This is a genomic window from Cupriavidus necator A5-1 (genome assembly GCF_000744095.1).
GTDB classification, from domain to species: Bacteria; Pseudomonadota; Gammaproteobacteria; order Burkholderiales; family Burkholderiaceae; genus Cupriavidus; species Cupriavidus necator_A.
In genome coordinates this window covers 4,273,972-4,287,958 of the sequence record NZ_JQLI01000001.1, presented here as the reverse complement: position 1 = coordinate 4,287,958, position 13,987 = coordinate 4,273,972, and the positions used below count along the sequence as shown (strand labels likewise).

General features: G+C 64.0%; 10 protein-coding genes. 5 read left to right on the top strand and 5 right to left on the bottom strand.

Annotation, left to right across the window (positions count from 1 at the left end; genetic code table 11):
* The first annotated feature begins 406 nt into the window (after nucleotides 1-406).
* Nucleotides 407-2,125 carry a phage integrase family protein gene (locus K307_RS49555; RefSeq protein ID WP_042880449.1) on the top strand — a complete coding sequence of 573 codons (1,719 nt, stop codon included), beginning with the start codon at nucleotides 407-409 and terminating at the stop codon, nucleotides 2,123-2,125.
* Between the two features lie 284 nt (nucleotides 2,126-2,409).
* On the opposite strand, the gene K307_RS19095 is transcribed toward K307_RS49555, so the two are convergent.
* The gene (locus tag K307_RS19095; protein ID WP_042880447.1) at nucleotides 2,410-3,426 is read right to left on the bottom strand and encodes a ParB/RepB/Spo0J family partition protein; all 1,017 of its coding nucleotides are present in this window, start codon (nucleotides 3,424-3,426) and stop codon (nucleotides 2,410-2,412) included.
* A 2-nt stretch (nucleotides 3,427-3,428) separates the two neighbouring features.
* Complete coding sequence (locus K307_RS19090) at nucleotides 3,429-4,088, bottom strand: AAA family ATPase (RefSeq protein ID WP_022537245.1); 660 nt, start codon at nucleotides 4,086-4,088, stop codon at nucleotides 3,429-3,431.
* Nucleotides 4,089-4,468: 380 nt separating this feature from the next.
* On the opposite strand from K307_RS19090, the gene K307_RS19085 reads away from it, so the two are divergent.
* Nucleotides 4,469-4,672 (top strand): cold-shock protein, encoded by a 204-nt coding sequence (locus tag K307_RS19085; protein WP_042880443.1) that lies wholly within the window; start codon nucleotides 4,469-4,471, stop codon nucleotides 4,670-4,672.
* A 220-nt stretch (nucleotides 4,673-4,892) separates the two neighbouring features.
* Here K307_RS19085 and K307_RS19080 read toward each other — a convergent pair whose 3' ends face one another.
* The 3 genes from K307_RS19080 to K307_RS19070 all read right to left on the bottom strand — a co-directional run bounded on the left by K307_RS19080 (nucleotide 4,893) and on the right by K307_RS19070 (nucleotide 9,316).
* Complete coding sequence (locus K307_RS19080) at nucleotides 4,893-5,987, bottom strand: replication protein RepA (protein ID WP_042880440.1); 1,095 nt, start codon at nucleotides 5,985-5,987, stop codon at nucleotides 4,893-4,895.
* A 1,665-nt stretch (nucleotides 5,988-7,652) separates the two neighbouring features.
* Nucleotides 7,653-8,969, bottom strand: a complete 1,317-nt coding sequence (locus K307_RS19075; RefSeq protein ID WP_042880438.1) for an IS4 family transposase — start codon at nucleotides 8,967-8,969, stop codon at nucleotides 7,653-7,655.
* 143 nt (nucleotides 8,970-9,112) lie between these two features.
* The gene (locus tag K307_RS19070; protein WP_010811149.1) at nucleotides 9,113-9,316 is read right to left on the bottom strand and encodes a cold-shock protein; all 204 of its coding nucleotides are present in this window, start codon (nucleotides 9,314-9,316) and stop codon (nucleotides 9,113-9,115) included.
* Between the two features lie 432 nt (nucleotides 9,317-9,748).
* On the opposite strand from K307_RS19070, the gene K307_RS19060 reads away from it, so the two are divergent.
* The 3 genes from K307_RS19060 to K307_RS19050 all read left to right on the top strand — a co-directional run bounded on the left by K307_RS19060 (nucleotide 9,749) and on the right by K307_RS19050 (nucleotide 13,878).
* A complete protein-coding gene (locus K307_RS19060) occupies nucleotides 9,749-11,119 on the top strand; it encodes an NCS2 family permease (protein WP_042880431.1) in 1,371 nt (456 codons plus the stop codon).
* Between the two features lie 801 nt (nucleotides 11,120-11,920).
* Nucleotides 11,921-12,385 (top strand): hypothetical protein, encoded by a 465-nt coding sequence (locus K307_RS19055; RefSeq protein WP_042880430.1) that lies wholly within the window; start codon nucleotides 11,921-11,923, stop codon nucleotides 12,383-12,385.
* A 125-nt stretch (nucleotides 12,386-12,510) separates the two neighbouring features.
* Nucleotides 12,511-13,878, top strand: a complete 1,368-nt coding sequence (locus K307_RS19050; protein WP_042880429.1) for a sigma-54-dependent transcriptional regulator — start codon at nucleotides 12,511-12,513, stop codon at nucleotides 13,876-13,878.
* Nucleotides 13,879-13,987 lie beyond the last annotated feature (109 nt).

The window sequence follows — 13,987 nt, the reverse complement described above, 5'->3', positions numbered from 1 at the left end:
TGGCGCTTATCGTTGACTGACGCTTTAGAAACTATTCAAGTCAGATTTAAGTAAATCTAATTCTGGTGTTCAGCTTATGAAACAGGCCCTGCAAAAGCAAGGCGCTGTTGCATCGCAACGGGTTTTCCCCGACCCGGGGCCGGTCGACCCATGAGCCGGCCCATTGGACTGAGCATACGCAGGCAAAGAGGCGTTTGGTGCTGCTGCGAGTGCCCCGACTGCACGTAAAGTCGCATAAAATTATCGGCATTGCGCTTTGCTGTGCATTTCGGGTCGGACGGATTTGCGGCAATTTCAGGTGCCTTATAAATCAATAAGTTACCGCGGGTACCGCGCCCAGCACCTGCCATCCCGAACTCAGCCAGATTTGCCCGATTCACTGCCCTACCACTTCATTCCAACGCCCATGTTGCCTCGCATCGAGCCGATCAGCCTGACCCGTTCCGAGTTTGCGGCCGTGCGTGCCTACGTCCAGGGCATGCCCGCGCCGATGGTGGTGGGCCGCTACCTGTCCGACGACGGCGACGACGACGATGGCGGCGAATCCGCGCTGCGGGTTCTGCTCGGCCTGCGCGACCGCATGGTGCAGCTCGCTCACCTGCATGGGCGCCAGGATCTGGCTGAACTGCTCGTGGCCGGCCCCGGCCGTTCCAACCGCGGCATGGACCGGCGCGTGGACGCACTGGCCGAACTCGAGCGGCTGGGCACCGCGGCGCCGCGCCCGGCGCATGGCGTGGAACTGTGGTTTGGCCCGGCGCTGGCGCGCCGTCTGCGCGATGGCCTGATTGTTACTCTTGAATCACTTATTGGGCTGGTGAACCGGCGCGGCACCGCCTGGTGGCGCAGTGTGCCGCGGATTGGGGCCCTGGCCGGCCACGCCATCAATCGCTGGCTGGCCGAGCATCGGCAGGCCATCCGGGACGACAACGGGCAGCCTTTGCTGGCGCAGCATGTGGGCAACCGCGAGCCCCTTGCGCGCGGCCCGCTCTCCCCGGCCATGGCCCGGTTGCTGCCGCTCGAACTGATGGCGGCTGCAAGCGACGCGGCGCCGGACTGCCCGTTTGCGTCGGGCGTCGGCATGGTACGGCACTGGCTGCAAGCCACCGGCGAGGCCGGCAGCGCCACTTATGCCGCGTATCGCAAGGAAGCGGAACGCCTGCTGCTATGGGCCGCGATCGAGCGCCGCAAAGGCCTGGTCGCATTGGATGGGGACGATCGCCTGGCGTACCAGGCGTTCCTGGCCTCGCCTGAGCCGGCGTCGCGCTGGTGCGGCCCGCGTGCGTCGCGTCAGCTCGCGGCCTGGCGGCCCTTTACGGGTCCGCTTGGCGAGGCCAGTATCCGGCACAGCCTGCGGGTCCTGGCCGCGTTGTGGAGTTGGATGGAGCGCAGTGGCTATGACGTGGCAGCGCGGTGGCAGCCACCGGCGGCGCGCGCGGTTGTCGTCGGGGATGGGGGCACCTTGCCAAGGATCGCCGGTTCCGGTGAACCGGGAGAAGGCGCCCCGCCGCGCCTCGATGCTGCGGGGTTGGTTGGTTCGGCTGGACCGGTCGATGCCGCGGCGGAGCTGGATCCCGCTGCTCCGACCGTGCCCGCCGGTCTGCTCGAACCCAACGCCGTCCCGGGCTACCGCCGCGCTGACGATGCCGCGCTTGGCCGGTTCGTCGCATGGCTCGACGCGCAATCTCTGCATCCGGACGGCATGCGCTACCGGGCAGCCGCTGCGGCGCTGGCGCTGATGCGTGAACTGCGGCCAAGACTGGCGGAACTGGTTGGCCTGCGTGCGATGCAATTGCTGCACGATCCCGGCCCGCTTTCCTCCCCGCCGCACAACGCCGCCTTACGCGTCAGCGATGGCGCCCTTGCTACGCTGCGCCGGCACTGGCACGACCGGCATCTGGATCTGGATGCGGCGCTTGCCCCGGACTCCGGGCTGGGGGACGTGCCGCTGCTGGGCCCACCCCGCACGCCCCCTACCCGGCGCGCCCAGCGCAAGCGCGAATCGGACAAGCAACCGCCGTATTCGGTGCGCGGCATGCACGCCCTGCTGGCGGCCGCGATTGCGCATTACCGCGAGCAACAGGACGGGGCCTTTCCCGTGCGTTCGCCGCGGGATCTGATTGGTTGATGCCGGTGATCTGGCTGCAGTGGGCGGTCGCCGGTGGGGCCACCGATGATAGGGCTGCCGGTGAGGGTTGCCGCTGAAGACTACGGGTGACTTCCGCCGTTGGGCGCTGTAGGTGAGGCGCGGCGCTCAGGGCTGGCACTCGGCCCGGCCGGTAGGTTGTTGTCAGGCTCGCGGTAAATCCGCGGCATCGCCCCGAATGAAAAACGCCGGCTATGGAGGCCGGCGTTTTTCATTCGGGTGCGGTGCGCCGCTGCCGGCCACACACACGGGTCATCCCCGACGATTCAAAGCAAGGTCTTATCCAGCCCGAAGCGGGCTTTCAATGCCTCCACCAGCGCCTCTCGCGCGCTGCGGTCGGACAGCTGCACGTCGAGCATCACGCGGCCCGAGTCCCATTCCTTGATGGTCCCGAGCAACTGCCCGCTGTCAGTCCGGATCTTGTATTGCCGGCTGATTTCCTTGACCTTGCGCGCCTTGCCTTCCTGCGCGTGCTTGCGAATTGCTTCGACTTCGCGGCTCGAGAGGCCGTCATTGATGATCCGCGCCGCCAGGTCGCGTGTACGTTCCTCGCCGACCAGCTTGCAGTACAGCGTCAGCTCATAGCCGGCCGCAATGCCGATGGCGCTCGGGCGTTCGCGCATCACGCCCAGCACGGAGTCCGGCAGGCGCAACAGGGCCAGCGTCTTGTTCACAGTGCCGGCCGACATGCCGGTCAGCTCACAGATTTCCTCTTCCTTCTGGACCTTGCCTTCGTCCAGCAACTGGCGCCACGCGATTGCATTGTCGAGTGCCGACTGGTCCGAGCGCTGCTCGTTGAGCATGAACGACAGCCGGTAGAAATCCAGGTCGCTCAGATCATCTTCGACAAAACATTCCATCTCGAGCTTGCCGGCGGATGCCAGGGCTCGCTTGCGGTAATGGCCGTCGATCAGGATGTAGTGGCCGGGATGCGCCGGGTCGGGCGCGGCCAGGCCCGGGGTCTTCTGGCCGTGCGTGGCGATCGATGCCGCGCGCTCCTGTACCACGGCGGGGTCGTAGATGCGCCGCGCATTGAGCGGGTTGTCATGCAGCTGGGCCAGCGGAATCCGGATGAGCTGGCGGCCCGGGGCGGCGGCATCGCTGAAACTTTCAGCGCTGAAAGCGGACGAGCCGTCGGCCGCCCTACCCTGCAGCAAACCATTCGGGTGCTGGGAAATAGCCGCTTCGGCGCGCGCGAAGCGGTCAAGCGTATCACTGCGGCTCTTTTCGGCCGCCATGCCGGCGAGCATGCCGGCCTTGAGGCTTTTCAGTTTTGTAGCCATGCCTATTGCTCTATCAAAGACAACACTTCGTCGACCATCATGTCGACCTCCTGCACCGACTCGCGCGCGCCGACGACGCCGTGCACGGTGCAGCCGATCGCCTGGCATTCGCGGAATGCCGAGCGCGATCCGATCATCGAGTTCATCAAGGGAACTTCGCCATCGTCGCCAAGGATCTCAAGGGCCTGCCGCGCGATCGAAACGCGGCGCTGGACCATATTGGCCATCACGCGAATAAGCAGCGATTCATTTTGTACCTGCGCATGCTGCGCCAGCGTCTTGGCTGCCACCGCTGCCCACAGATCCGGCGGTGAAGGCACGACGGGAATGATTGCCAGGTCCGAAATCAACAGCGCACTGGACGGCGCGGCCGAATGCACCGCCGGCGGGCAATCCACCACGATGTAGTCGTAATCCTGGACGAATTTGCGAACCTCGCGGTGCATGGCGCCGCCCGAGGGGGCCAGCCCGATTACCGACGCAGGGAATGGCCGTTCATCGCTGGCCTGGGCTGCCCAGCGCGTGGCCGTACCTTGTTCGTCCATGTCCACCAGCATCGAGCGTGCGCCGCGCAGCCCAAGGGTGCCGGCCAGGTGCATGCTGACCGTGGTCTTGCCGCAACCGCCTTTCTGGTTGAAGACCGTGATGATTTTGGCTGCCACTGCGACCTCTCTTTCAGCGCTGAAAGCGCGGTTTTGACCTAAGGCGCAACTTTAGCCAAAACCAAGTGACGCTTCAACCGTTTTCCAAATCAACAAAATAAATGTTGCTATATCGAAAATCGGCGAATCTGTGCGGCAATGTATCGCGTCAGGCGAAGCCCCATAAAAATGCTTGAAATGCCGGCGTGAATGTGCCTAAAGTATCTATAGTGCGCATTACGCCGCACATGACACCGCAATGCAAAGTGGTTATGATGCGCGCTACAGTCGAGTCAAGTCGTGTCAACCTCGTCGGCTTCCGTTCGGTATCTACGAGAATTCAACGTGCTTGAACGGTTGTTTGCGTTGTGTACAAGAACTTGCTTCGAAAGGAAATTCCTATGGCAACCGGTACGGTCAAGTGGTTCAACGAGACCAAGGGCTTTGGCTTCATTACCCCGGACGACGGTGGTGCAGACCTGTTCGCGCACTTCTCGGAAATCCAGGGCGCGGGCTTCAAGACCCTGAAGGATGGGCAGCGCGTGACGTTTGAAGTCAAGCAAGGTCCTAAGGGCCTGCAGGCTTCGGCAATCAAGCCGGCCTGATCCAGCCTCGGCTGACCCCCGCCCGTCGTGGACTTGTCCGCGGGGGGCAATCAAAAAAGGCAAGCGTTCATCGCTTGCCTTTTTTGCTATGCGCGGCCGCTATTCACATTGGCCGATCACGGGGTGATCGCCAGCTCGGGCAGGATTGCCACACAGGTCCGGCCGATATCAGCCGGACCCTTTCGCCTTGCAGCAACCGCGCGAGCGGTCGCCCGGCTGCTCAGCCCAGCTTGCGTACGCTGGTACGCGACGGCTGCAGGATCAGCGCCTTGGACGAGTCCGCATCCACCTTCGCGCCCGGGTACACCACCAGCACGTCTTTCAGTGCCTTGCGGAACAGTGCGCGGAACTTGCGCTCGCTTTCAGTTTCGGTGCCGAACTGCATCTGCAGCGCTTCCCAGGGGATTTCGGTGCGGCGCTGGATGGTGAAGAAGCGATACGTCAGCCACGAGTACACGTCCAGCGCAAACGGCGACTGCTTGAGCGCCTTCAGCGCGCGCATGTCGACCGGCACCGGCCGGTTGACCAGCTCGTTGAAGAACGGCTCGGACAGCACCACGAAGCTTTCGAACATCGAGCCCTGACCGGGCTGCATCGGGTCCCACCAGGTCGACAGCTGGTCTGCGAGCAGGTAGCCCACGCGGTCGATCGACAGCGGCTCATGGTTGGGATTCTGGTTCTGGCTCGGCGTCGACTTGTTCTGCACGATGGCAATGGTCGCCGAGAACAGCCGGATCATCTGCTGGCGCACCAGGGTCATGGTGCCGCGCTTGCCGCCGGTGGCCATCGGGATGCCGAGGTTGTACATGAACTCGGACAGCGAATTGCCCAGCGAAATGCGCCGGTCCTCCACCGTGCCGGTGAATTCGCCGCGTTTTTTCTTCGCCATGATCTCCTTGCCGATCCAGGCCAGCATCAGCCGCGGATAGGAGCCGTAGGGATACCCGAGCGAAACAGTTTCCGACACCAGCTTCTGGCGGCCGTTGGCGGCGCGCTCCGAGCGCTGTTGCGTGAAATAGCCCGGCTGGATCATCAGCGAGATATTGCCGCTGGTGCGCGTCCACACCGGCGGCGCGCCCTTTGGCGCGCGGTACGGCAGCGTGACCTGGACACTGGCGCGGCTCAGGAAGCCCACCTCGCCACTTTGCCAGGCGTCTTCACGCTCCATGGCCTGGGCCTCGTCGAACAGACGCTGGAATTTCTCGGACGGAATCAGGCTGTTCTCGTTGCCGGGAACAATGATGCGGGAGGGCTCGGCGTCCAGGTCGAGGACGCTTCGGTCTCCCGTGGCGGCCGGGGAGCGTTTGATGGGCATATTTGCGTGCTTCGGATTACCCGCCTTTGTACTCGAAGCCGCAAGGCTTGTCACGCAGAAACAGGTACGCAAGGCCTTGGCGTCGTTCGCCCTGTTTTTGCAAGCCGGAGGATCCAATGGCTGGTCGCATGGTGGCGGACGGTGGGCAACCCGGCAGGGTTGTCCACGGTTCGCCAGCCATCCACTACCAGTAAACGATACCGATACGGGTTAACTACTTGTAAACCGTATACGTGAAGTTCAGCGCCTTGATTCGTAAGGGAAAAAACAACCCCCGCGAACCCGAATCTGCGGACGAACGTACTCGATTCTGCGAAGGGGCGAACCTGTATCTGCGGCAGGCCGAACCCGTATCTGCGCCTGGCGCGTACTGGTTTCTGCGGGGATAACCGGGCCGTCCCACAGGCTTGTCCACAGTGGCGAGGGGTGAAAGCGTACCCGTTTCTGCGTGCCCTGGCCCGGTATACGCGGTTTACCTGCGATTGCCCGGCCGATTCCAGTGGATATCTGCGCCAGAACCCGGTTATCCCCGCAGAAATTGGTTCGTCTTCCTGCCCGCGGCCGGCGCCTTTGCCGCCCAAGCGTACCTGTTTCTGCGGACCCGGCCCCGAAACCGTACCCGTTTCTGCGCGGCCTCTGAATCAGCCCCTCGAATCGCACTCGCGTACCTGTTTCTGCGGCGTACCCATTTCTGCGAAATCGGTGCGGTGCAGCGTTGGCAGCTACAGCGTACCCGTTTCTGCGTATCTGTCGAGACGTTCGTCTCACCCAACCGTACCCGTTTCTGCGGGGGAATCTCGGCGAGTAGAGCAGGAAGGTCGCCCAAGTTTCTATGATACATAGAGCTTGCATAAAAAGCTAGCGCTCACACTCAGCGTATACGTGATCGACAGGCCAAAGCTCCGGGCGTACCCGTTTCTGCGTGTACCAGGAAGCTGCGCGTCGGACCTGCACCGGTTCGACGCATGCCGCGACGGGCGACCGTACTCATTTCTGCGTCTCGCGGTCCGGCCAAGTCCCTTTGCGTGCGTACCCGTTTCTGCGAAGCCTTTCGATATCTGCCCTTGGCGCCGTGCGCTGCGTGGGTCCAGCGGCAGCTGTACCCGTTTCTGCGGCAGTCCAGGTGTGGATATGTCGCTACTGGCCGGGCAGCGTGGAGGGTCTCTTCGGCGTTGGTGCATTCGCCCAGCCCTTGCGGTGCGTACCCGTTTCTGCGGGACAAAAAGCGGCGGGGGCGCTAGCGCGGTAGCCTTGCGTACCCGTTTCTGCGTGCAGAGGGCGGAAGCCAGAGCGGCCAACGCGGAGAGGGCGTACCTGTTTCTGCGAGCAGACGAGACCAGGGCATGACCCCTGCGCTGCAACAATGCGTACCCGTTTCTGCGTCAGCAGAAGGGGACGGGGCTTAGGGTCTGGAGACCCAAGTCGATGGGAGATGCGGCGCCAGGCGTGGCGTGACAGGGCGCAGCAGCGTGCATTGGCAAGCTCGATGCGGGCGCCCCTCATCGGGGCAACGATGCGTGGTACGGAAAGGCCACCTCGAAGCACCCAAGAACAGGTGCCGGTGGAAAGGAAAGGGGGGAAGCGCGACACAGGACGAACGCCCACAGCCGCACGCAAAAACGGACGCCAAAAACAAAAAACCCCGCCACGGGGGCGTAATGCCGTTCAGTTAAGGTCCTTTCTGAGGAACCGGACGGTGTAGCGCTTAGGCAGGGCTTTGACCACACGGGGGCACTTACGCCCCCGTCGTTTTTGGACGATCGCCAACTGAAGTTTGGCCCGCATGCGCTGCAGATGGGCCGGCAGCTTGCCTGGGGCCATGCCGGCTGCCCAGGTCAGTTCGCCCTGTATCAGGCGCAAGGCCAGCACAAAGCTCAGGTCGGTGGGCTCGACGCGGGCCTCGAGCGCAGCCTTGGCCATCTCCAGACGTACCAGGTTGTACGCAATCAGTGCCCCCCAGATTTCCTGATGCACGCCCTCAGGCTGGCGGCTGCGCAAGGTCAGTTCGGCCCCGAGCATCGTCTGCTTCAGTTCCCGATAGCTGGTTTCGATTTCCCAACGGCGCTGGTAGCACGCAATGATGTCGGCTGCCTTGAAGCGCCGACGGTCCGTCAACGAGGTCAACAGGATGCGATCTGAGTCCTTGTTCCGGATCGCGCGCGCGGTCCAGGTCTCTGGCAAGGCTGGATTCTTGCGGCGAGCCTGAGGTGAGACCTTCATCTGAACGATGCCATCATCCGCACTGCCTGAGAGCAGCTCCCACTGCAGATTCTTTTTCGCTGGGATCAGGAAGTGGCGCTCGCTGCCGCCCATGCGCAAGCCCCACAGGATCTCTGCGGCCAGAAAGCCCTTGTCAAAGATCGTCAGCGAATCATCCGGGACCCGCTCAATGAGCGTCTTGGCATAGAGCATCTCATTGCACCCATAACGGCCAAAGGCGATATCGGCAACAAGATGGGTGGGCACGGCCGTGAGCGAGACACCGCGGACTTGTGGATAGCTGGCGACCTTGCCGCTGGCATAGCTCTGGGCGCCAAAGTGCAGGCGATTCTCAGGACTATCCGCGGTGCGGAAGGTGGTCCCATCCATGGCGTAAAGCGCCAAGCCCTTCCATTTGTAGTGCGCAGCATCCTGAGCCACCCACGCGCGTGCGGTCTGCTCGAACAGCCACAACAGAGGCTTGTCTCCAAGCCGCTCGCGGGCTTGGGCGATCCCGCTCTTGCTGACACAGGCGTTGGCATCGTTGGGCAGTGCCAGGTCCAGCGTCTCCAGCACATCGGGAATCGATTGGTGCCGATAGAGCGCCAGTGCAATGACCAGCCAGACCACCTGTTCTGCGGGCAGTCGACGCCGACGAATGGACGCGGTCCCCGAGGCTGCCAACGCCTGCTCAATCCAAGCTATCGGCAGATGCTCGCTGAGCCGGGCAAAACTGGCCGGTTCACTAAGCTCAAGGGTGGCGTGGACTTGTTCCGATAGCATCGAAACGGCAAGTTAACAGCTCGACACCTTGTTTACAACCCCTGCAATGAAAAATGCCGTTCAGACTTAACTGAACGGCATTAGCCACGGGGGCGGGGTTTTCACGCTGTGCGGCGCGCACGGAGCGCGCCGGCGGTCAACGCTTACAGCGGGGTGATGTTCGCGGCCTGCAGGCCCTTCGGGCCGTTCTTGACTTCGAACTGCACGCGCTGGTTTTCCTGCAGCGACTTGAAGCCGTCGGCGCGGATTTCGGAGAAATGGGCGAAGAGGTCGTCACCACCCGCGTCCGGCTTGATGAAGCCGAAGCCCTTGGCGTCGTTGAACCACTTGACGATACCGGTTTGCATGATTTGCTTTCCAGAAAAAGGACATAAAAGATCGCATGACGAACACGTCATCCGACACGGGGAACTCAAGGAAAGGACACCATGGACAACCGAAGTACCAGACGGTGGCTAACGAATGAACTGTTGCCTCGTCACTTGAATCTAGCCGGGTTTATACGGGGGATTGCCGCCAGCGTCAAGCTGGGGGCGGCCCCAAGGGCGCACGGGGCCGCCCATGAACGGGCGCACCAGGCTGGCGCCGGCAGCACCCGCGCGCGCTGTGGGATCATCACGCCTTTTGCATATCGCTTATTCGCCGCGCCAGCGCGCAGCGGGGTCGGCCTGGACCAGAGTACGCTTGCCGCGTAGGGGGGGCCGGTCATGCGTCGCCAGCAAGCGGTGCGGCCTCCGCACCAGGCGTCGCGGACACGATAACGATATCAGGAGACCTTCATGTCGATGCCGGAACCCGCCTCCAAGCCGGGCACGTCTTCCGCCAATCCGCCCCAGCCGCACGCCGCGCCTTCGCTGGTCGAGCGTGTGTTCAAGCTGCGCGAGCACCAGACCAATGTCCGCACCGAGATCCTCGCCGGCATCACCACGTTCCTGACGATGGCGTACATCATCTTCGTCAACCCGTCGATCCTGGGCGACGCGGGCATGCCCAAGGACGCGGTGTTCGTCGCCACCTGCGTGGCCGCGGCGATCGGCACGCTGATCATGGGCTTCTACGCCAACTACCCGATCGCGCTGGCGCCCGGGATGGGCCTGAACGCCTACTTCGCCTACACCGTGGTCAAGGGCATGGGCTTTGCGTGGGAGGCCGCGCTCGGCGCGGTCTTTATCTCCGGCTGCCTGTTCCTGCTGGTGACGCTGTTCCGCGTGCGCGAGATGATCGTCAACGGCATCCCGCATTCGATCCGCGTGGCGATCACCGCGGGCATCGGCCTGTTCCTGGCGATCGTCGCGCTGAAGAATGCCGGCATCGTCACCGCGAGCCCGGCAACGCTGGTGACCATCGGCGACCTGCACCAGCCCCCGGCGGTGCTTGCCATCGTCGGCTTCTTCGTGATCGTGGCGCTGGACCACCTGCGCGTGAAGGGCGCGATCCTGATCGGCATCCTGCTCACCACGCTGCTGAGCTTCGTCTTTGCCGGCAACACCTTCCACGGCGTGTTCTCCGCGCCGCCGTCGCTCAGTCCCACGCTGTTCAAGCTCGATATCAGCGCGGCCTTGTCGATCGGCATCATCAACGTGGTACTGGTGTTTTTCCTGGTGGAGCTGTTCGACGCCACCGGGACGCTGATGGGCGTGGCCAACCGCGCGGGCCTGCTCAAGGCCGGGCGCATGGGCCGGCTGAACAAGGCACTGATGGCTGACAGCACGGCGATCATGGCGGGCTCGTTCCTCGGCACGTCGTCCACCACCGCGTATATCGAAAGCGCCTCGGGCGTGCAGGCGGGCGGGCGTACCGGCCTGACCGCGGTGACCGTGGCGGTGCTGTTCCTGGCGGCGCTGTTCATCGCACCGCTGGCGGGCACCGTGCCTGCCTATGCCACCGCACCGGCGCTGCTCTATGTGTCGTGCCTGATGCTGCGCGAGCTGCTCGAGATCGACTGGAACGACGTGACCGAAGTCGTGCCCGCGGTGATGACCGCGCTCGGCATGCCGTTCACGTACTCGGTCGCCAACGGTGTCGCGTTCGGCTTCATCAGCTACGCGGCGCTCAAGCTGCTGACCGGCCGCGCGCGCGGTGTGCCCGTGATGGTGTGGGTCATCGCGGCGGTCTTTGTCTTCAAGTTCTATTACCTGCCGGGTCACTAAATACGGCCCCAGACGGATGAGACAAAGGCCGGGGCATTATAGGTAGTGCAGGACAAAGAAGGGACGGCGAAACCCGTCTCTTTTTCTATGTCTTGATGACGTCATCCCAATGCAGTACCGATGGATAGCGCTTGGCCGCGCATTGCAGGGGGCTGTCCGAAACCTCATTCCGTACCCGTTTCTGCGTACCCGTCATCCCCCCGCGCACGGCACGCGGTGCGTACCCGTTTCTGCGTGCCGCTTGCCTGCTCCCAGCGCGCCGAAGTCGCGCTCACTGAATGCGACAGGCAGCGCCCGGGAAGCTCCGCACGACCGTCCGAAATTCCTTGGCGAGACTGCCGCGATCACCCGTTCGGGGTGCGAAAGCGTACCCGTTTCTGCGTACCATGTAAGCAGACATTTACCGGTCCCATGGCACGGTGGCGAAGACGGCTCGGATGGGCTTGCGGGCGTGTGCGCGTGGGCTCATACCAAAGTATGAGATTGGGCGTAAGTCACCCACTCAGGGCTGGACAAACCGCCCCAAATGCACTGAACTATAGGCGTGGCAAAGAGGGGCGCGGCAAGGCGCCCCTTCTTGACTCCGGTGCATGCGGCAGGATGCCGGAGATTACCGAGAGCCTTCGGCGCCGTCCGCCAGTGTGGGGACAGCGCCGGACAGACCGTCAGACAAGAAGACGGCAAAGCCACCAGCCGGGAGCGTGCGGGGAACACGCGCGCCACGCGGACAAATATTCCAAGACTGACAAGTGGTAACCGCAGACGTGTAGTGCCGGGGGATGTTGTTCAACGGGGATAATCATGACCGCAGGAGAGATCCGGCGACCCGCCATCGGGCCCGTCAGGGAGTCCGTCAATCGATCCATTCATCATCGCGCCTGGGCTGCACGGGGGGAAGCTGCAGGCGAAGCACACCTCAGCAAGGCACCTCATGACGGCGCTACCGCCGACGTCGCGGCCCTGCTTGCCGAAGACAGCGAACTCAGCGACACCGCGCGCGCCGCCGTGCAGAACCTGCTGCGCCGCCATCGCCTGCTCGAAGGCGAGCTGGCGCGCCAGCGCGTGCTGCTGCAGGAATGGATCCTGAGCCAGCTGACCTACAAGACGCTCTACTATCAGTACTCCGGCCAATCGCCCCAGGCGCCGAGCCTGGAGCTGATGCGTGAGAAGGAGGCGGTGCGACGGCGCATCCGCGAGCAGCTCCAGGGGGGCGCGGATTACCTTGCCGCGCCTGACGAGCAGTCCCGCAGTCTGTCCAGCTCGTGATACCGACGTCGCGCGCGGGCGCAGGCCCGCAGCCAGTTCAGCCCCACCGCCCGCCACGGCCGCAGGCCGCGGCGGTGGCCACGGGTGCCGGAACCAAGAACAAGCCTAACGTCCGGGAGATCGTGATGGACCGACTGTGCAAGGCGTCACGCACTGCACAGATCGTGGTCGTGTCGCGTCATGAAGATTTTGGTTTTGACCCGTCCAGCTTCGGCGCGGGATGGGAAGTCCGCCGCGTGCAGCAGGTCCGCGACCTCGAACGCGTGGTGCGCGCCAGTCCGCCCATGGCCGGCGTGATCGACCTGCAGTCCGACTACAGCGATGCCGAACTCGTGCAGCTCGAGCAGGCGTTGCAGTACCTGCATGTCGCGTGGGTCGCCATCACCTCCGATGCCATGCTCGCCGAGGAGCGCGTGCGCCGGCTGATCCGCGACTATTGCATCGACTACGTGCGCGTGCCGTTTTCGGTGGAGGAACTGCTCTACACGCTCAAGCATGCGCACGGCATGGCTTCGTTGCACGGCGCGCGCGTGCAGGAGCCCGCCTCGCGCGGCACGATGATCGGCGACTGCGCGGCCATACGGGCGATGTTCCGCTCGCTGGCCAAGGTGGCGCACAACGAGGCGCCGGTCTTCATCTCCGGCGAGTCCGGCACCGGCAAGGAACTGGCCGCGCAGGCGATCCACGATGCGTCGAGCCGGCGCAAGGGACCGTTTATCGCCATCAACTGCGGCGCCATTCCCTCGCACCTGGTGCAGTCCGAGCTGTTCGGCTACGAGAAGGGCGCGTTTACCGGCGCGAACCAGCGCAAGGTCGGCTGGATCGAGCAGGCGCAGGGCGGCACGCTGTTCCTGGACGAGATCGGCGACCTGCCGCTGGAAAGCCAGGTGGCGCTGCTGCGCTTCCTGCAGCAAGGCACCATCACGCGGCTGGGCGGGCACCAGTCGATCCCGCTGAACCTGCGCATTATCTCGGCCACGCACGTGGACCTGGTGGCGGCGCAAGGCGACGGGCGCTTCCGCTCCGATCTGTTCCACCGGTTGTGCGTGCTGACGCTGGGCATCCCCCCTCTGCGCGAGCGCGGCGAGGACATCCTGCTGCTGGCCAACGCGGTGCTGACCGAGCACGGCCACGAGGCGCACCGGCGCATCCGCGGTTTCTCGGCGTGCGCGACGCAGGCAATGATGCAGTACGCCTGGCCGGGAAACGTGCGCGAGCTGATCAACCGCGTGCGGCGCGCCATCGTGATGACCGACAACCGCAAGATCACCGCCGAGGACCTGCAGCTGCATGGTGGCACGGACCTGCCGCGCAAGACCCTCGACGCGATTCGCGAAGAGGCCGAGCGCGAGGCGATTCGTACCGTGATGGCCAGCCACGGCTTTCACGTGGTGCCGGCCGCGCGCGAGCTCAACGTGTCGCGCGTGACGCTGTACCGGCTCATGCACAAGCACAATATCCGCGTGGAGAGCCAGGCCCCGGCAGGTGAATAGGGGTAACAGCAGCGGCAAAAGCGGCGGCAAAAGCGGCGCGCCAGCTTCAGGCGCCAGAGGAAAGGGGAACGGGCGACGTCCGCTCGCCAGTTCCACCTTTCCCCGTGCC

What these genes read in the sequence shown, in the direction of transcription:
- K307_RS49555 (WP_042880449.1), top strand. Translation starts at nt 407, where the DNA reads ATGTTGCCTCGCATCGAGCCGATCAGCCTGACCCGTTCCGAGTTTGCG.
- K307_RS19095 (WP_042880447.1), bottom strand. Translation starts at nt 3,426, where the DNA reads ATGGCTACAAAACTGAAAAGCCTCAAGGCCGGCATGCTCGCCGGCATG.
- K307_RS19085 (WP_042880443.1), top strand. Translation starts at nt 4,469, where the DNA reads ATGGCAACCGGTACGGTCAAGTGGTTCAACGAGACCAAGGGCTTTGGC.
- K307_RS19080 (WP_042880440.1), bottom strand. Translation starts at nt 5,987, where the DNA reads ATGCCCATCAAACGCTCCCCGGCCGCCACGGGAGACCGAAGCGTCCTC.
- K307_RS19075 (WP_042880438.1), bottom strand. Translation starts at nt 8,969, where the DNA reads ATGCTATCGGAACAAGTCCACGCCACCCTTGAGCTTAGTGAACCGGCC.
- K307_RS19070 (WP_010811149.1), bottom strand. Translation starts at nt 9,316, where the DNA reads ATGCAAACCGGTATCGTCAAGTGGTTCAACGACGCCAAGGGCTTCGGC.
- K307_RS19060 (WP_042880431.1), top strand. Translation starts at nt 9,749, where the DNA reads ATGTCGATGCCGGAACCCGCCTCCAAGCCGGGCACGTCTTCCGCCAAT.
- K307_RS19055 (WP_042880430.1), top strand. Translation starts at nt 11,921, where the DNA reads ATGACCGCAGGAGAGATCCGGCGACCCGCCATCGGGCCCGTCAGGGAG.
- K307_RS19050 (WP_042880429.1), top strand. Translation starts at nt 12,511, where the DNA reads ATGGACCGACTGTGCAAGGCGTCACGCACTGCACAGATCGTGGTCGTG.